Consider the following 18,524-nt stretch of genomic DNA (forward strand, 5'->3'; position numbering starts at 1 on the left):
GTACAACCAATCGATCTTTACAAAACTATGACAGCTCCAGTCAGTTATCAGTGCTCACGAGCCTATTTTTCTTGTGGAATCTGCTCAGTTAGCTTACTAACCTCAGAAGCTTCTTCCAGAACTTCAGCTTTAGCATGATTGATCTCTGTTGTTGCGGCTACCTGCCCCTTTTTCATGAAGCCCTCAATCATCTCATTCATATCTAAGCCAGAGACATCCTTTAGCATTTCTGGTAACTGCGTCATTAATTTAGTGACATTTGTACTTAAACGATTTACACCGTCTCCTTGCCCACCACCAGTATCAATAATTGTTACCTTGTCGATTGCTTTCATTGGTTCAGCAACCTTCTCGGCCAACTCAGGCAACATCTTGACCACAATATCTAATACAGCCGCCTGACCAAACCTTTCGTATGCTTCAGCCAGTTTACGCTTCCCTTCGGCTTCTGCTTCCAGTTTGAGCTGAGTTACCTCCGCTTCTGCTGTACCGCGTGCTCTTTCTGCATCAGCATAAGCAAGACCCTCTAAGCGCTTTTGTTCTGATTGTGCCTTCGCTTCTGCCTCGATACTATATTTTTTAGCATCCGCTTCACGCATTTTCTTCGCTTTCTCCGCTTCAGCCGCCTGCTCTACAGCATAGCGATCGGCATCCGCCTTTTTCTTTACTTCCGCATCGTACTGACGCTCTCTACGCAGAATTTCTTTTTCTTCTAGCTCAATCTCTTTCTCACGGCGTACGATGTCTACTTTCATTTCCTCTTGAGTAACCTGTTGTTTCATCTTTGCCTGTTGTAATGAATACGCCTGGTCGGCTGTAGCACGCGCTCTGTCTTGTTCCTGCTTAAACTCTGAAATTTTGAGTTCCTTTTCTTTTTCTGCTTCAGCAATGTTGGTTTCTTTCAATAATTCAGCCTTTTTAGCGTGCTCTTCGGCTTGGGCCTGCTTGATGCGCGACTCTTTATCAGCCTCTGCTTGGGAGATGCTAGCATCCCTTTTCACCGCAGCAATTTGCGGAATACCTAACGCAGCCAAATAACCGTTTTTATCTCGAACGTCTTTGATGGTAAAGCTTACAACAGACAGCCCCATCTTTTTCAAATCTTTAGCAGCTACTGCCTGCACTTCCTGAGCAAAGCGCTCCCGATTCTTATAAATTTCCTCTACTGTCATGCTTCCAAGGATGGCACGTAGATACCCCTCCAGAACCTCCTGAGCTTCAGCACGTAGCGACTCATCTGGTTTCCCCATAAATTGTTCCGCCGCTGTAGCAATGTCTTCTATAGAACCGCCAACTTTAATAATTGCCACACCGTCAGCCATCACAGGCACACCATGCTCTGTGTACACCTCTGGGGTAGATACATCCAATTTATGTGATAATAAGCTTAAAAAGTTCGCTTGCTGGAAAATTGGTAGAACAAACGTACCTCCACCTCGTACAATCTTAATTTTGTTGCCTGATTCGTCAGTTAGTACGTTCTTGGTACCAAGTGCACTCCCCGTTACAATCATTGCTTCATCAGCACCTACTGTTTTGTATCTAGCCCAAAACGCAATACCAAGGATTACAAAAACAGCGATTACAGCAATAATAGGTCCAAGCACAATGATGTCAAAATCCATTAGCAAACATCCTTCCTTTATGTATTCATCTAGCATTTATTCAAAGGGAATCACTTGTAGAACATGATCCTCTACTTTGACAACTATGACACGAGAACCCTGAGGAATCATAACCTGATCTTGGCTAGAGGCAATTTGGTTACTAGTCCCACTCAGCATTGTAATGATAATTTCTCCATATCCCTTGGCAGGAATGGTGGTAACAACTTCCCCCAATTGCCCTTCCAATTGAGTAAGCGAATAGCCTGTAGAATTTTCAGCGTTTTTCATGGGGCGAATCCAGATAAAATACCCCACTGCAGCAAGTAGTAGACCACTACCAGCCGAAAGTAACACGACACTTGTGATGGAAAGTAATGTGAACCGATGCAGAAGAAAGCCGCAAGCACCAAAGGCTGTAATAGCACTCACAACACAAACAGGTTGTAATACAGGGCTTTCTAGACCACCTGTAAGGGCATGACTATGATCAACAAACATCAACACAATAGCAAACAAGAATCCAAGTCCTATACAGCTAATAAAAATAATATCCCATGTCCCCATGTAAACACCTCATCCTAGAATTAAGTCAAGTGCGTAAAAGGGTGCAATCATTTTATCTTGCACTTGTTTATACGTTTCGATTAGCATACGGTTTCAAAATTTCCAGATAATTTCCATGATTTTTTTGTCCTTTCCGTATTCTTTCAATGGGAGTGTCTTCATGCTTTGATGATATCAATTTTATTTTATACTTTATCCCCATATAAAAGAAACCTCCGAATCATCTAATTTAGATGACAGAGGCTCGATTCCATTCTAAAGTATTTACATCATTTTCTATGAAGATCGCTTCTAATTCAGACCAACCATTTTGTGTCACAAACTCAGCCTCTGTGTGCCATAAAGGAACTAGCATGTATATGCTTACAAGTTCTTTTCCATCGGTAAAATGGGCAAACCCTTCTGGTTCAAAAACAGGAGGCAGGCAAATGACATGTGTAAAACCATGATGTGTCCCAAATGGTTGACCGCTCGAAAAGAGCTGCTCATTAGTAGAACTGTCTATTTCTACAGCCTGTTGTATAATGTGTTCAATCAGTATAGGCAATTCCTGATGTTTTTCATAAGTGCTAATGATATATTCTGTGCCATTCTTTATTGCGCAGCCACAAGTCGCATACGTAAACCATCCTCGAGTGCGGTTACACGGGTACAGAAGCACTGCTATCTCCTCTGTATCCTGCTGAATCGAAACCTGATCAATGGGTTGGTCATGAAAAAATGCTTGATAATGCGACTTGATCCACTTTTGCCAAGTCACATCTGTTTGCTTATTTTTTGGTTCATCATGATAAATATCTGGGGACTCTTGTTTCTGAGAATGCTGTATAGAGCGAGATCCTGCTTCAGAAACCGCCTGCTCGACCACACCCAGCCAGACCTTTAGCATTTCTGGCTGTTTCGTACACTCCTTCTTCTTAGATATGAGATAGAGGAAGAAAAGCAGGAAAAGAAACGCGATCATCAATAGCATTATTTTAAGCAGAAACATCTGTCTCCCCCTCTCTTGAAAATTCTCCATATATAAGCCTATGCTACATCATACATACGGTTCCATCAAATACCCGAATTCGTCAAAAAACCCCTTGTCTTCAAGTCTCCTTGAACAACAAAGGGGTTTTAATCGTAGCAGTTATATGTCTTTAAAATAAGATGGGGCGATCGATGGGAATCGAACCCACGAGTGTCGGAGCCACAATCCGATGCGTTAACCACTTCGCCACGACCGCCATGTATGAAAATAAAAGATAAAGTAAAATGGCGGACAGAGTGGGATTTGAACCCACGAGACGGGTCGACCCCGCCTACACGATTTCCAATCGTGCTCCTTCGGCCACTCGGACACCTGTCCATATGTTTCATACAAGAACTAATATAGCAGATTTATTTTAAAAATACAAGGGTTTTTAATCAATTTCTAAAAAAAGTAGTGTAAGCGGTTACTGATGAATCGACTGTAACCGCTTTTTTTCATTTTATTCTGACCTTTCTTTCTGAAAAGCAAGTTTAATTACCTGATATATCAGCAATTGTGGAAAAGCGTACAGCCCGGAAAGAATTAGTGCGACCAGCTCTGCTGTCAATGGCTCAAAGTAAGCATCGCTTCCACCCATAAAATAGTGTGCAAGAGCTATGGTTAGAACCATTGAAATAGCAATGCCCCCCAGCATATATCTGAATTGATTCACACACAAGGGCAATAAGATCATGGACAATAAATACATCCATGCGCTACCTTGTTTGTAATCCATATACATGGTGAGAAATAGTAACGGAGAACAAAGAACGATTGCCAGTAAATTCCACGCGGAAGATTGGATGAATTTCATGTTAACCAACACCTTGCCATTAACACTTTTTCAATATTCTACCATATTCTTCCGGAATTCACTAGTAGATTAACCGTTCAAATATGTTTACATGTCTACTTGACCATTCTCCAAGGCCTGACGCTTCGTATATACGGCTAGCGCTTTCTGAATATATATTCCCTCTGTTTCCGTATACAGCATGGGGAAAGGCGATTTTAACTTGATCAAGCTTCTCCCGTTTTTCCTCCAGCAATTTCTTTTGCATCTGTAATGATTCCTCTAAATCGACTGGCTGGATTGGCTGAAGAGCTTTAATTTCCTCCAATGAAAAGCCTACATATTTTAGTGTCAAAATTTGTTGTAGTATCTGAATTTATAAAGATGCTTGTATCGACATTTATTCAAAAAAACAAGACTCTGCTATTATTTGATTTGCGGGTGTTACGGTTGCGAGCATCTGTTTATAAATAGATACTGTATCATGTAAAACAAATGACGTCTTAGACATTTTTAGCCTTTCCCTTCAATGAACAATTCCTGTTAAGCTTTTCCGTATTTTCTGCTTTCATTACCAATAAAAAAAGACTTTCCTTAGCAGAAAGTCGTCTTCTTCCTCTCTTGCTTTTTCCCATCTTACAGGGTGACGTAGCGTCATAGGCAAGGGTTTTTAGCTTTATTGTCGATGTAGTGTAAGCAATGAATCAAGTACCTTTTCTTTTTGGTACAAGCATCACATATAGCCAAAAGAAAACGGGAAAAGCAAAAGCTACGATATAAGAAAAAGGAGCTAAAAGGATATTTAACAAGTTTATGTTAGTAAAGTACGGATGATAAAACAGATAGCTCACTATAAAAATCCCTAAAATGATATATAGCTGTGACCGCTCTCTTCTTTTCGTAAGCTCAGAGATACCTTCTGTAACAAAAAATAGATATGGGATAACGGATGATAAAAAAATGAGGATGTAAAAAGAGACGTAGACAATTTCAAAGCGCTCCAAAAATGCGAAATGTATCGGCTTGACCAATGTTAGGGTAGGCCAGATATACTTTGTAATCTCATCAGGACTAAAAACCATATAACATATAATAGTGATTTCCAAATAGATCAGCAAAGTGATTGCATTGGCAATAATAATGCCTTTTGCGGCATGCTCTTTATTCTTTATGTATGGATAAAAAAGATAGGCCAATTCAAAGCCTAGGAAGGGAAACACGGCGATCCGTACACCTTGAATAACAGGCTCCCACCCCTCCTTTAGAATTGGTAGCAGAAACACGAAATGACTTTGATCTAAAGGGAAAAGGAGGACTAGTAATAACCATAAAGTTGAAAAAAACACAACAACCTGAAATCCGCTAAGCACTCGAATGCCACCGCGTATTGCCATGTAAATGGGAACAATAAATAGAACACTGATAAAATAATTAGGTGTATTTGGCAGTATCCATTCATTAATAATGTAGACGCTCGAAACAAAAATAGAGAATGCACTAATAAAGCCATATACAATCCAGATAACCATCATTACATTTCCTATTATAGAGGAGAAATAAAGATGGAGGATTTGCAGCATTGTCTTTCCTGGATGCTTTGACATGACCTTTATAATGCATAGGCTAACTACGGTGGACAGAACATACCCAATCAAAATGGAAATCCAGCCATCCGTTCCAGATGCCTGTGCAAGCTCTGCAGGAAGTGTCAAAATACTTGTTCCAATTTCAATGCTAGTAATGGTTAAAATAAAATGTAGGAGAGAAATCTCTTTCTTCATGAATGTAGACATTACCTTGTCCCCCCTATTCCTATACATCTTCTAAGTTTTTTGCTAGCAGGGAAGTCGGGAGTATCATCTGTATATAAAAGTAATATCTGCAAAAAAAGGACAGGATATTCCTATCGACTAGACAAGAAATATGCTTATTTCCTCAATCCTTGTTAAGACTATGAATATAATTGGATAAGGGACAATAATCTTATGTTAACCTCCTCAGGCAACGGTTCTTGCAGTAATCGTTTACAAACATCTAGATTGGTACCGTTCTTTTCAAGATATCCATATATTCTATCTGCTTTTTGACTACGGTCTATTAGGTGATAAGCTACAGCCCATACCTCAGGAGCGCAGACTGGGATGCCTCTCCATTCGTAAGCTGGCAGGCAGGGAAGATGACATATACCCGTTTTTGTTTTCACAGAAAAACTCCCCATAAAATCAATCTCTTTTCCATGTAGCTCCACCGATAAGCGATAATGAGTGTTGTATATACCATCACCCGAAATCTCTACTGTCACAGGATATTCCGTTAATGCTTCGCTTAGCTTGTCTAATGATGCATCTGTGGTGATATCTATATCGCGAAAGGTAGTTTCTAATCCTAAGCTGTATAATAGAGTACTGCCACCTAGGGCAAAGGTTATATCTTTTTGATGCAATTGTTTTCCTAGTCTTGCTACCTGGTCTAAAATATCTTCCATCGCTAACAATCCTCTCTTTTTATGCTTGTCCTTTCCATACTTCTTTCGTCTAGTTGTATGGTACTGACCGATTGTAGCCATTGTATGCTCTTCAAAATTTTTAATCAATACAAGCGATGTTTTCCCTCCTGTGGTGAGGAGATTAATCAATGGGTAAAATTACATGTTATCAACCAAAATAGCCCTCTAACGGTTTAAATTCCGTCAGAGGGCTTTCGCATTATCTTTGCCTCGCTAAACCAAAATAAAAAGGGAGTTACTATGAAGTTTGGTTGAAAAATTTCATGAAAACAAGAAAATGGTTGCAGAGATGCTTGTTAAGAAAAAATGGAACTTAATATTTTTAAAAATATTACTCTTATACTTTTATTTTTATTTACAATATTATCTAATTAAAGTAAGATACAAAGGAATATTTTACTTATTTTTCCAACATCAAAAAGGGGGATAGGTTTAATGCACGTCTTAGATTACAATTATGTAGGTGCGCAGATAGAATTACGTCAACGTTTACAAGAAGCACTTGATCGTAAAGGCTGGAAACAAAAAGACCTTGTTTTGGCAACGGAAATTGAATCAGTCACCATCAGTCAAATACTTAACAATAGACAAAAAATAACACTTTCTCAATTAGTGGCTATTACGAAAGCTTTAGACTTACTAGAAGATACTTTTTATGAGGAATTTTTAGGGGATTGTTTTAATGAATCGGGAAAAATGTCCCCTATTAAAACAGCAGAATTTTTCATAAGTTGTATCAAAGCTGAACGATATGATCTTACAAAAAAGATCATGGCATTAATCAATGAGGATACTGATAGAAAAAGACTCCTTGAAAATACTTTTAAGATGGCAGAATTCATATTTTCCTCCGATCAAAGAAACTACAGTTTGCCCTTGTACGATATCGTGATCAAGAAAAGTACAACACGTAATGAACGAGTAGCCATTTGTTATTTTAAACGATTTGTAATAGCTAGAGATGTAGACCTAACTGTCTCTGGTTATAAATCGCTACACCAACTTTTAGAATACCTTCCTCTACTTCCAAAAGAATATAAACTAGAAGCGTATTATAAAATATTAACCTTTTATAATGCTGTAGAAAAATGGGGAGAACTATTAAAGTATGCCGCAGAATTAAAGGAATTAGCCATCACGTTAAACGATAGCAATTTCATAGCTGAAGCCTTACTATATGAATCCTTTAGTTATCGAGAAATGAAAGATTATGATAAGGCATTACTTATAACTAAGGAATATGCTAAGTATGAAGGATATCAGCAAATTTCGAAATTAAATGAATTATTATTTTCAATAGAAATGGGCCATGTCGAATATATTGACAGCTTTGCTAGTTTAGCTACTGATGTTGAAATATTTATGTTAGTGCCAGTTGCTATTGAAACATATTTACAGAAGAAAGATATTGAAAGTATTCAAAAACTGATTAGTACTTTTGAAATACAAATCCAAAAAATTGCTTGTCAAACAGGCATTCCTACAAAAAGACATAAGTTAAAACTTTATCAAGCATTAGCCTCATATTATTTTATAATTGAGGATAGCAACAAAGGGTTTGAATACATCTTTGAGGCTCTGGAGCTAGCTATCATGTTTAAAAATGTAGAGAGAGTCCGTAGCATTATTTTGAAGTATTATGAATATGATTATCTTGCGACATCTGAGCAAAAAGAAAAATTTGTCGAAGTTATGACAGAAAGAGATGGTGGTTTCCATGAAGCGAGGAATAATTTTCTTACTAGCGATTCTCTCCTTGTACGGCATTACAGAAACGAATTTTGAGGCTAAAGAATTTGATACGGCAGTTTCTTCAAAAAGTGTAGGTGAAGGATGGTAGAAGAGAGGATAACCTCTCTTTTTTTTTGGGAGAATTAAACAAAATTTCTGTTAGGAAAATTTGTTTATACTGATATATAATTAAGTCAATAACTGGTAATCCATATAAATTTTAGAAAATTACATTAGTTTTACCTTTTTGTGGATACCAGAAGAAAGGAGGATAGCAAAGAAAGAATCTTCAAAGAAAGGAGTTGACTGATGTTAGCATGGGGCGATTGTAGAGGTAGATGTCGAAAGAAGGATTTTAAACGGGTAATAAAAACGGGATGTTCCCAAATGCCCTACGAAAGCTTAGGAACACCCCAAAAACCAGAGCATATTAATGATGCTCCATTCAAGTTTACCACGCCTTTGCGTTTAAATGAAAAAAAACATTTTTTTCGAAAAAGTAGTTGTCTTTCATGTGAATAAGCTGTACAGAAAACCTTGTATAACAAATAAAGCCGTGATTCAGCTATTCATTGAAGACAGATAGAAGATATTGAATGACTCTTATCAAGATTTTGTTTATAAGCTAGGAGAAGGAATAACAAATATTCGGAGGCTTAAATATGTTTAAAAAAAGATTACTTATGTCGTTGATGTCAGTCTCACTAATATTTACTGGGGCTTTAGGTGTGTCAGCTTCTGAAATAGAAAGACAGAAAATCAATAAGCCAGAGGATGTTCCAGTCGAAGCAACTTATCCGAATTCAAGAGTTGAGATTAAACCAGGGGATATTCTTATAACAAACAATACCAGTTCTAAAGGACTTACTGGTCACGCTGCGATTGTTATAGATACAGAAAATGTTGTTGAAATACTAGGGCCAGGGTTTCATCCACAAAAAAATCCAATTAAGAGGTTTTTCGGTAAAAATGTAAGTAAAAAATATGGGACGAAAGTAGTTCGATACAATCGAACCAAGATTCGGAACCAGGCAGCAGATTGGGCAGAATGGTATGTAAAAAAATATGACGATGTAGAATATGCCATCTCTGATTTATACAATTATAAGTACAAAACATATTGTTCAAAAATTGTATGGAATGCATACTATTTTGGTGCTGGTGTTCGATTGAATACATCTACGACATATGTACCAGGGCCAGGGGGCACATCTCCAATTGAACTAGAAATCTCTGCTCCTTACGATCTGGAAGACAGTTCAGACGTGACCACTGTACTTACCCAAGGCAATTTCTAAAAAAGAGTACAAAAAGTTACCTGCCATTTGACAGGTAACTTTTTTATGGTTCCTTATGTTTTGGTTCCTTATCTTTTGTTTCATCACTTAAAACATCTTTTTTATACTTAGAAGCTGCAATACCTGTTTGCATGACCTCTCCATCAATTATGCTATAGCCATATGTTTTGTCTTTCTCGTCACTAAAAATGACTCTAGCAAAATACGCATCGAACTTCCTTAGATAATCAACTCTAATTTCTGTAATATCACTTTTTTTGTATTTCTTTTCATTTATAAGATAGGCTTCTATTTGACTTTTCATTTCTTCTTTCTTGTATGAATAACCGCCAATAAGCCACTCAAAATTATAAATAACTAAAAATGCAATCACTAAAGCTATAACAGACAAAAATATTTTTTTCAAACCCTACCCTCCTTCTTACACTACAACATCACGTGCTTATTATACCATTAAAGATAATTTTATCCAAATATTCTTTCAACTCAAGTTACATCCATCAATGTTCATATTATGATCATCACTTATGGCATAGACCAATTTATACACCTCCAAAGAATTAAAATTTCTAAAGACACTAAAGTCAATCAAAAAGAAGTTTGCCTTATGTACTACAAAAGAGAATATTGTTTTCCATCAACAAGACGGCAGATGGTTACGTACAAACGTGGTACGGGAGTATTTCAAAGAAGTACGTAATCGCGCAGGAGTTCCTGTCCTCTCACCGCATGCCTTACGCCACACCCATGCTGTTCATCTTTTGGAATCGGGCGTAAATATAAAATACGTGTCCGAGAGACTCGGACACGGAAGTGTTAAAGTAACTGCTGATACATATCTTCACGTCACCAAGAAGATCGAGGATGACGCTTTGAGTCTGTACGAGCGGTATGTTCAATTTTAAAAAAGGGGGCAAAAAGGGGGCAAGCCCCTTTTCCGAACCCGAAAACCCTTGATACAACAAGGTTAACCAATAGACCCTTCCATCTCGAACTTAATCAGACGGTTCATTTCAACGGCATATTCCATTGGCAATTCTTTTGTGAATGGCTCAATAAAGCCCATTACGATCATTTCTGTAGCTTCCGCTTCACTTAAACCGCGGCTCATCAAATAGAACAATTGATCTTCAGATACTTTAGATACAGTCGCTTCATGCTCAAGTGTTACGTAGTCATTCATGATCTCATTGTATGGAATCGTATCAGAAGTGGACAATTTATCCAAAATCAATGTATCACACTTGATGTTAGATTTAGCACCCTCTGCTTTACGACCAAATTGAGCTAGACCACGATATGTTACTTTACCACCATCGCGAGAAATAGACTTAGATACGATCGTGGAAGTACAATCAGGCGCTAGATGGATCATCTTCGCACCAGCATCCTGATGCTGACCTTTACCCGCTACTGCGATAGAAAGAACTGTACCTTTAGCACGCGGTCCTTTCATGATAACGGCAGGATATTTCATCGTTAGCTTGGAACCGATGTTTCCATCAATCCATTCCATGTTTGCATCAGCATACGCTACAGCACGTTTGGTTACTAGGTTATATACGTTATTAGACCAGTTCTGGATCGTTGTATAACGGCAACGAGCACGTTCTTTAATAATGATTTCAACTACAGCAGAATGCAAGGAATCTGTGCTGTAGATTGGCGCCGTACAGCCTTCTACGTAATGAACAAAGCTATCCTCGTCCGCAATGATTAGTGTACGCTCGAATTGACCCATGTTCTCTGAGTTAATGCGGAAGTATGCTTGAAGTGGAGTTTCTACTTTTACACCTTTTGGCACGTAAATGAAGGAACCACCAGACCATACAGCAGAGTTAAGCGCCGCGAATTTATTATCTGCTGGCGGAATAACTGTCGCAAAATACTCCTTCACGATATCAGGGTATAAACGTACAGCAGAGTCCATGTCCGTAAATAAAACACCTAGAGACTCTAAATCTTCTTGCATGTTATGGTAAACAACCTCAGACTCATATTGTGCAGATACACCAGCTAAGAACTTTTGCTCAGCTTCTGGGATACCTAGCTTGTCAAAGGTAGCCTTGATTTCTTCTGGTACCTCATCCCAGCTACGACCAGCTTTTTCAGATGGTTTTACATAGTAAGTGATGTTGTCGAAATCCAATTCATCAAGGTCGCCGCCCCACTTAGGCATCGGCATTTTATAGAAAATGTCTAGTGCTTTTAAACGGAATTCCAACATCCATTCTGGTTCTTCTTTGATTTTCGAAATCTCTTCTACGATTTCACGAGTTAAACCTTTTTTCGTACGGAAAATCGAAACGTCTTTATCGTGGAATCCATATTGATACTCTTGGATTTCAGGGGCTTTCTTCGCCATATCGTTCACTCCTTTTGCCTCACAATTCAATTGGAGGGTATATTACTTCACGTCCGTCTGGTTAATACCTTGCTCCAATGCCTTCCAGGCGAGCGTTGCACATTTAATGCGCGCTGGAAACTTGCAGACACCTTGCAGAGCTTCAATATCGCCTAAATCAATATTGTCATCCGGCTCTTTTCCCTGCATCATATCAGAGAAGATTTGAATCAAGCGCAACGCTTCCTCTTCGGTTTTTCCTTTTACAGCTTCCGTCATCATAGAAGCAGAGGACATAGAAATGGAGCATCCTTCCCCGAGAAATTTTGCGTCCATAACTATACCGTTCTCTACTTGCAACGATAACGAAATACTGTCTCCACAGGTTGGATTATTTAGATTGATCACCAATCCACTTTCATCCTCTAGCTTTCCTTTATTCCGTGGTTTTTGATAATGATCCATTATGACACGTCTATAGAGATCATCAAGAGAAGACATTTCCAAAATACTCCTTCGCTTTTTTCAACCCAGCGATTAAGGCATCCACATCCTCTTCTGTGTTATACAGATAGAAGCTGGCACGAGCAGTAGCGGTAGCTTTCAACCATCTCATCAACGGCTGTGCACAATGATGGCCCGCACGTACAGCAATACCTTCTGCATCTAAAACCGTTGCCAAATCATGCGGATGAACGTCCGCCAGGTTAAAAGTAATTAAACTGCTTCTATGTTCGATAGGACCGTAAATCGTAAGTCCATCCAATTCTTTCATGCGTTCCATTGCATAGCTAATCAGTTTCTTTTCATGTGCTTCAATTTCATCCATGCCCAGATCATTTAGGAAATCAATCGCCGCCCCAAGTCCGATGGCCCCAGCGATAATCGGCGTTCCCCCTTCAAATTTCCAAGGGAGCTCCTTCCATGTAGAATCCTGTTCATATACAAAATCGATCATTTCGCCACCAAATTCAACTGGCTCCATTTTTTCCAAGAGTGCACGTTTTCCATACAAGACACCGATTCCTGTAGGCCCGCACATCTTATGACTGGAAAAGACATAGAAATCACAGTCTAAGTCCTGTACATCGACTTTTTTATGTGGAGCGCTTTGGGCACCATCCACAACCAAAATAGCGCCATTTTCATGTGCGATTTTAGCAATTTCCTTGATGGGAGTTGTATCGCCGAGAACGTTAGAGATGTGATGGATTGCGACCACTTTGGTTTGTGGTGTGATTGTTGCTTTCACTGCCTCAAGGGTAATCGTTCCATCTTCAGCTAACGGGATGAACTTGAAAGTTGCTCCAGTTGCCTTAGCTGCTTGTTGCCAAGGAATAAAATTGCTGTGATGCTCAACTAGCGTGGTTACAATCTCGTCCCCTTCAGTAAGGAACGTGCGAGCATACCCGATTGCAATGGTATTTAATGCGGTAGTCGTCCCGCGCGTGAAGATTACTTCAGCCGTTTCTTTGGCATTGATGAACGCACGTACCTTTTCACGTGCTCCTTCATAAGCGTCCGTCGCGTACGTACCAAGCGTGTGGACGCCGCGATGAACGTTAGAGTTATAGCTGCGATAATATTTATCTACCGCTTCAAGAACTTGAATCGGCTTTTGAGAAGTAGCGGCGCTGTCCAAATACACCAATGGATGCCCATTTACTTCTTGATGTAAGATAGGAAACAATTTACGGACTTCATGTGCGTTCATCGTCCTAACTTCCTTTCCAATGCTTGGCGTAGCTTGCTTTTCACTCCTTCAATCGGAATCTCAGCAACCACTGGGTCCAAGAATCCAATAATGACAAGACGCTCAGCCTCTTTTCGTTCAATACCGCGAGACATTAGATAGTACAAGCTTTCTTCGCTCACGCGACCAACAGAAGCAGCGTGACCAGCTTTTACATCGTCTTCATCAATCAAAAGGATTGGGTTTGCATCACCACGAGCTTTTTCAGATAGCATTAAAATGTTTTCTGCTTGCACACCGTTTGCTTTTTCTGCGCCTTTTTCAATCTTGGTAATTCCGTTTAGGATGGCAACCGCTTCATCTGTCATTACTGCTTTACTCAACATATTGGATTCAGTATGCGTTCCGATATGCTGCACTTGAGAAGTCAGATTTTGACGTTGTTTAGCTGTTCCTACAGTGATGGATTTGGTATCAGCGTTTCCGCCTTTACCTTCTAAAATGGAGGTATTGTTCGCTACTGTGTTACCATCGTTCATCTCGCCCAAAATCCATTCCATATTAGCATCCTGGCCGATCAAGGCACGTCGGTATACATAATCGTGAACCTCAGTAGAGAAGGAACGAACAGACGCTACTTGTACGTGTGCGTTAGCGCCTAGGTGTACTTCTACAACGCTATTTGCTACCATATTGGTTCCCTCTGCAGATACAAAAGAATCTACATAAGTTACACGGGCATTAGCTTCTGCTACGATAACAATATGAGGTGCTAGTAGGGATTCTTCGCCTGCTACTTCATAAATAGCTTGCAATGGCATTTTCACTTCTACGTTTTTTGGAACGTACAGGAATACCCCGCCATTTGCCACTGCTGCATGCAAAGCAGCTACACGGTGCTCGTCTTCTTTGACAAGTGAATAGATATATTGTTTCACAAGTTCACCATGTTCACGAAGCGCTGTAGCAAGGTCAGTAAAAATAACGCCTTGGCTTTTCAACTCTTCATCCACCTTATGGTAGACTACAGACGCATTTTTCTGTACGAGCAGGCTGGTTATGTCTTTATCATCCAGTTGTTCTTTTACGACTTCATCCAATTGTTCGATGTTGTCTACACGCGCTTCTAGTTGGAACGGGTGAAATTGATCGAAGTTCCATTTATCAATCTTGGTTTTCTCCAACACAGGAAGAGCTAGCGTCTGTGCTTGTTCGAATGCAGCTAGACGCTTTTCTAAAAACCAGGTTGGTTCTTGATTCGCTTGGGAAAATTGCTTAATCGCTTCTTTACCAAAGCGAAGTTGTGTTTCTGTACTCATGATAGTCTCGACCTCCTTCGCCTCTTATTCTGCGTTAACGGTCTCGTCTTCGATACCGAGCTCAGCTTTAATCCAATCATAACCTTCTGCTTCTAGACGCTCTGCCAATTCAGGGCCACCTGATTTTACGATACGCCCTTGCATCATAACATGTACGAAATCAGGCTTCACATAGTCTAGTAGACGTTGATAGTGAGTAATGATTAAGAAACCGCGATCCTCAGCGCGCATCTCATTAACACCTTTTGCTACGATTTTAAGAGCATCGATATCTAAACCAGAGTCGATCTCATCTAAAATACAGAGACTAGGCTGAAGCAACATCATTTGTAGAATTTCATTACGTTTTTTCTCCCCGCCAGAGAAACCTTCATTTAGGTAACGATGAGCAAACGCTTCGTCCATTTCTAATGTACTCATTTTGCTATCCATCTCACGGATGAATTTCATTAAGGAAATTTCATTTCCTTCGCCACGAGTAGCATTCATAGCAGAACGCAAGAAATCGGAATTCGTTACGCCTGTGATTTCAGATGGATATTGCATAGCTAGAAACAGACCTGCACGAGCACGTTCGTCTACAGCCATGTCCAATAGATCTTCACCATCTAGGATAACTTCACCATCAGTTACTTCATATTTAGGATGTCCCATTAGCGTAGATGCCAATGTAGATTTACCTGTTCCGTTTGGTCCCATGATCGCGTGGATTTCCCCACCTTTGATCTCTAGGTTCAAGCCTTTAAGGATTTCCTTCTCCTCAATCTTTGCGCGTAAATTCTTAATCTGTAGATGTACAGCAGCCATCTTGCATTCCTCCATATATTATGATCAAACAGTCTTCACGATGTTGTAGACAAGCACTATACTATCCTATCGAAAAACCTGTGCATTCTCAATCCATTCTCAATACATTTTATAATAATAATTCTAAGAAAGCAAGGAAAGAACTATTGCCATATTTATAAAACATGAATGTTTCTTAAATCAGGATAAGCCTATTATAAAGCGGTAAAATCCCTTGTATAAACATGATGTTTTTTCTATTTGCAACGGACTATTTTTAACTGTTGATCCATTTTTTACATAACTGTTTTCTCATAAGACGAAAAGAGCCCACTACTAGCATAGTGGGATTTTCCTCATGTTACAGCCAAAGAGAGAGGCTACTCTTCCTGCGTTAGTACATCCATAATGACTTGGCGGGTACGTGCATATTCCTCGTCGCTTAGTACTGGTGTATAACCATTTTGCGGAAGGCTGGACAAAAGGTTATGCCAAGATTTACAGCCTTTATATTCTTCAGCAATCTCGATCGTCACTGGCTTGTCTAATTTATAAACTCGGGCAAATAGAATATGCAGTGGTTTCTTCTTTTTCCAGTGCAGACGAACATCAGCAAAGTCGTCCGTCCAAATATGGTAAGGGTTCAATGCACGAATTTTTGCTTCATCTAAAATTTCTATATCATCTGTAATATGAGCAAAGTATTCGATATCTACAGTTGGTTTATCAAGGCTCCAGCCTACAAGAGTTGCTTCCAGATCAGCTTGATTCTCAGGTTTGATCATCTCTGCTTTTTGGTGCTCATAGGTTGGGTACAAATAAAATGTATCGTTTTCTAGCTTAAAATCTCTTGTTTCTTCATATAAACCGCCTTTACGGACAGTAATAATTTGTTTTCCTTCCCCTAATGCTTTAATCGCTACAGCCCACTCTTTTAAAGAAAGTGTGGATTCAGGTTGTTTTTTATCGTTACTCATGTGCAGTTGCCCCTTCCCTTTTACATAATCCAGCCTCTTTTGCTACTTACTTTTACCTTTTATATCTAGGTGTACGTATCCATTGATGCAGACTTGAGAAATTTTCTCTATTAGTCACTCCCCACAGTGTAGCAGAATTCCCTAACCTAGCAAAGTTTACGAGTTTGATTTGTCATGGACTCGACACAAAAGCCAGATAACAAACAAAAAGACCCGGGGAAATGCCCGGGTCTTCTACTACGTTCTCTTTATTTAACGACAGGACCAGCCTGTGAAATATCAGTTGCTTTCGGGAACTTTTTAGCAAAGTTAGCCTGGAACAGCTTAGCTAATTCATTTGCCTGCTGATCATAGGCATCCTTATCTGTCCATGTTTGACGTGGTTGTAGCACTTCACTAGGTACACCTGGGCAAGTAGTTGGCACTTGCACTCCAAACACAGGATCAGTAGCGTATTCTACCTTTTCCAGTTCTCCATGAAGAGCAGCCGTTACCATTGCACGCGTAAATGCCAATTTCATCCGGCTTCCAACTCCCACAGGTCCACCTGTCCAGCCCGTATTCACCAAATATACAAGCGCATTAGACTCATCAATCTTTTTCCCTAGCATTTCTGCATAAACGATAGGACGCAATGGTAAGAAAGGAGAGCCAAAGCATGTGGAGAATTCACTTAGAGGCTGGGTTACACCTCGTTCTGTTCCAGCCATTTTACTCGTATAGCCAGATAAGAAATGATACATTGCCTGTTCCTTGTTTAATTTAGAGATTGGAGGAATTACCCCAAACGAATCTGCTGTTAGGAAAAGAATCACATTTGGATGACCGCCCACACCAGGTATGACGGCTCCTGGAATCGATTCTACAGGATAAGCCGCACGTGTATTTTCTGTGTAGCGATCATCATCATAATTAGCCATACCACTAGCATGATCGACCACTACATTTTCTAGCACGGCACCAAAATTGATTGCATTCCAGATTTGTGGCTCCCCTTGTTCAGAAAGACGAATGCATTTTGCGTAGCATCCTCCTTCTATATTAAAGACTCCTTGATCAGACCATCCATGTTCATCATCGCCAATCAAACGGCGGTCTGAATCAGCAGATAGGGTGGTTTTCCCTGTGCCTGACAAGCCAAAGAATAAAGCCACATCTCCGTCACGGCCAACATTAGCTGAACAATGCATAGATAACACATTGCGTTCAGGTAACAGCATATTCATCACGCTGAAAATGGATTTCTTCATTTCACCGGCATATTCTGTTCCGCCTATTAAAACTACCTTCTGTTCAAAACTAATAATAATGAATGTATCAGAATTGGTTCCATGAACCTCCGGATTTGCTTTGAAGTTCGGAACATAAATAACTGTAAAATCGGCTTGATGCCCTTTTAATTCTTCCACTGTTGGACGGATAAACAATTGATGAGCAAACAGATTATGCCAAGCAAATTCACTTACTACACGAATGGGTAAACGAAAGCTACGATCCGCTCCAGCAAATCCGTCAAAAACATAAAGCTCTTTTTTTTCTAGGTAAGCAAGAACTTCCGCATGTAATTGCTCAAATTTTTCGATTTGAATGGGTTTGTTATTGGCCCAATCAATTTTGTCATGGACAGAGGGTTCATCAACTATGAATTTATCTTTCGGAGAGCGCCCTGTGAATTTGCCAGTTAGCGCGTTTAAAGCGCCTTTATCTGTCAGAACTCCTTCGCCACGTTTAACTGCTTCTTCAATCAACTTGGGTACAGCCAAATTATAATGAGCATTGGCACCAGCAAGAACTTCTGATAGACGCTTAACCGTTTTGGCTTCCATGTAAATGTATCTCCTTCCCCAACCGTAAAAAATGTGGGCTATATCATGATTTATTTTGTAATTAG

The 18,524-nt window shown here is 39.6% G+C and carries 18 protein-coding genes and 2 tRNA genes; 3 read left to right on the forward strand and 17 right to left on the reverse strand.

Annotated elements, in window-relative coordinates; genetic code table 11:
• Positions 1-62 precede the first annotated feature (62 nt).
• The 9 genes from GOP56_RS13260 to GOP56_RS13300 all read right to left on the reverse strand — a co-directional run bounded on the left by GOP56_RS13260 (position 63) and on the right by GOP56_RS13300 (position 6,545).
• A complete protein-coding gene (locus GOP56_RS13260; protein ID WP_121472941.1) occupies positions 63-1,625 on the reverse strand; it encodes a flotillin lipid rafts scaffold protein FloT in 1,563 nt (520 codons plus the stop codon).
• A gap of 36 nt (positions 1,626-1,661) precedes the next feature.
• A complete protein-coding gene (locus tag GOP56_RS13265) occupies positions 1,662-2,171 on the reverse strand; it encodes an NfeD family membrane protein (protein WP_163245813.1) in 510 nt (169 codons plus the stop codon).
• A gap of 229 nt (positions 2,172-2,400) precedes the next feature.
• On the reverse strand, positions 2,401-3,162 hold the full coding sequence (locus GOP56_RS13270; RefSeq protein ID WP_163245814.1) for a suppressor of fused domain protein: 762 nt from the start codon (positions 3,160-3,162) through the stop codon (positions 2,401-2,403).
• Between the two features lie 162 nt (positions 3,163-3,324).
• Positions 3,325-3,400: transfer RNA gene (locus GOP56_RS13275), tRNA-His, on the reverse strand.
• 29 nt (positions 3,401-3,429) lie between these two features.
• Positions 3,430-3,522, reverse strand: a tRNA-Ser gene (locus GOP56_RS13280).
• Between the two features lie 124 nt (positions 3,523-3,646).
• Complete coding sequence (locus GOP56_RS13285; protein ID WP_003340921.1) at positions 3,647-4,000, reverse strand: hypothetical protein; 354 nt, start codon at positions 3,998-4,000, stop codon at positions 3,647-3,649.
• 61 nt (positions 4,001-4,061) lie between these two features.
• A complete protein-coding gene (locus tag GOP56_RS13290) occupies positions 4,062-4,307 on the reverse strand; it encodes a hypothetical protein (protein WP_163245815.1) in 246 nt (81 codons plus the stop codon).
• A gap of 376 nt (positions 4,308-4,683) precedes the next feature.
• Positions 4,684-5,772: a GerAB/ArcD/ProY family transporter gene (locus tag GOP56_RS13295; protein ID WP_163245816.1), complete on the reverse strand. Its 1,089-nt coding sequence runs from the start codon at positions 5,770-5,772 to the stop codon at positions 4,684-4,686.
• A 158-nt stretch (positions 5,773-5,930) separates the two neighbouring features.
• On the reverse strand, positions 5,931-6,545 hold the full coding sequence (locus GOP56_RS13300) for a hypothetical protein (protein ID WP_254068421.1): 615 nt from the start codon (positions 6,543-6,545) through the stop codon (positions 5,931-5,933).
• A gap of 375 nt (positions 6,546-6,920) precedes the next feature.
• Here GOP56_RS13300 and GOP56_RS13305 point away from each other — a divergent pair, with 375 nt between their 5' ends.
• Entirely contained in the window at positions 6,921-8,270 is a 1,350-nt protein-coding gene (locus GOP56_RS13305; protein WP_163245817.1) for a helix-turn-helix domain-containing protein, read from the forward strand.
• Positions 8,271-8,878: 608 nt separating this feature from the next.
• Entirely contained in the window at positions 8,879-9,514 is a 636-nt protein-coding gene (locus GOP56_RS13310; RefSeq protein ID WP_242401328.1) for a YiiX/YebB-like N1pC/P60 family cysteine hydrolase, read from the forward strand.
• Between the two features lie 43 nt (positions 9,515-9,557).
• Here GOP56_RS13310 and GOP56_RS13315 read toward each other — a convergent pair whose 3' ends face one another.
• The gene (locus GOP56_RS13315) at positions 9,558-9,920 is read right to left on the reverse strand and encodes a DUF3139 domain-containing protein (RefSeq protein ID WP_163245818.1); all 363 of its coding nucleotides are present in this window, start codon (positions 9,918-9,920) and stop codon (positions 9,558-9,560) included.
• A gap of 220 nt (positions 9,921-10,140) precedes the next feature.
• Between GOP56_RS13315 and GOP56_RS13320 the strand changes: the two genes are divergently transcribed.
• Positions 10,141-10,419 carry a tyrosine-type recombinase/integrase gene (locus tag GOP56_RS13320; protein WP_254068725.1) on the forward strand — a complete coding sequence of 93 codons (279 nt, stop codon included), beginning with the start codon at positions 10,141-10,143 and terminating at the stop codon, positions 10,417-10,419.
• Positions 10,420-10,481: 62 nt separating this feature from the next.
• On the opposite strand, the gene sufB is transcribed toward GOP56_RS13320, so the two are convergent.
• The 7 genes from sufB to pckA form a co-directional block, all read right to left on the reverse strand.
• A complete protein-coding gene (gene sufB / locus GOP56_RS13325; protein WP_003334570.1) occupies positions 10,482-11,879 on the reverse strand; it encodes a Fe-S cluster assembly protein SufB in 1,398 nt (465 codons plus the stop codon).
• A 42-nt stretch (positions 11,880-11,921) separates the two neighbouring features.
• Positions 11,922-12,359 carry a Fe-S cluster assembly sulfur transfer protein SufU gene (gene sufU / locus GOP56_RS13330; RefSeq protein WP_068792614.1) on the reverse strand — a complete coding sequence of 146 codons (438 nt, stop codon included), beginning with the start codon at positions 12,357-12,359 and terminating at the stop codon, positions 11,922-11,924.
• Positions 12,346-13,572 (reverse strand): cysteine desulfurase, encoded by a 1,227-nt coding sequence (locus tag GOP56_RS13335; protein ID WP_022585580.1) that lies wholly within the window; start codon positions 13,570-13,572, stop codon positions 12,346-12,348. Before GOP56_RS13335 ends, sufU begins: the two co-directional genes overlap by 14 nt.
• Positions 13,569-14,870 (reverse strand): Fe-S cluster assembly protein SufD, encoded by a 1,302-nt coding sequence (gene sufD / locus GOP56_RS13340; protein WP_163245819.1) that lies wholly within the window; start codon positions 14,868-14,870, stop codon positions 13,569-13,571. Before sufD ends, GOP56_RS13335 begins: the two co-directional genes overlap by 4 nt.
• A 24-nt stretch (positions 14,871-14,894) precedes the next feature.
• Positions 14,895-15,677: a Fe-S cluster assembly ATPase SufC gene (gene sufC, locus GOP56_RS13345; RefSeq protein ID WP_003340935.1), complete on the reverse strand. Its 783-nt coding sequence runs from the start codon at positions 15,675-15,677 to the stop codon at positions 14,895-14,897.
• A gap of 359 nt (positions 15,678-16,036) precedes the next feature.
• Positions 16,037-16,633: a DUF1802 family protein gene (locus GOP56_RS13350; protein WP_031309395.1), complete on the reverse strand. Its 597-nt coding sequence runs from the start codon at positions 16,631-16,633 to the stop codon at positions 16,037-16,039.
• 248 nt (positions 16,634-16,881) lie between these two features.
• Positions 16,882-18,459: a phosphoenolpyruvate carboxykinase (ATP) gene (pckA, locus tag GOP56_RS13355; RefSeq protein WP_163245820.1), complete on the reverse strand. Its 1,578-nt coding sequence runs from the start codon at positions 18,457-18,459 to the stop codon at positions 16,882-16,884.
• Between the last annotated feature and the right edge of the window lie 65 nt (positions 18,460-18,524).

This window comes from Brevibacillus sp. 7WMA2 (assembly GCF_010748895.1).
Lineage (GTDB): Bacteria > Bacillota > Bacilli > Brevibacillales > Brevibacillaceae > Brevibacillus_B > Brevibacillus_B halotolerans.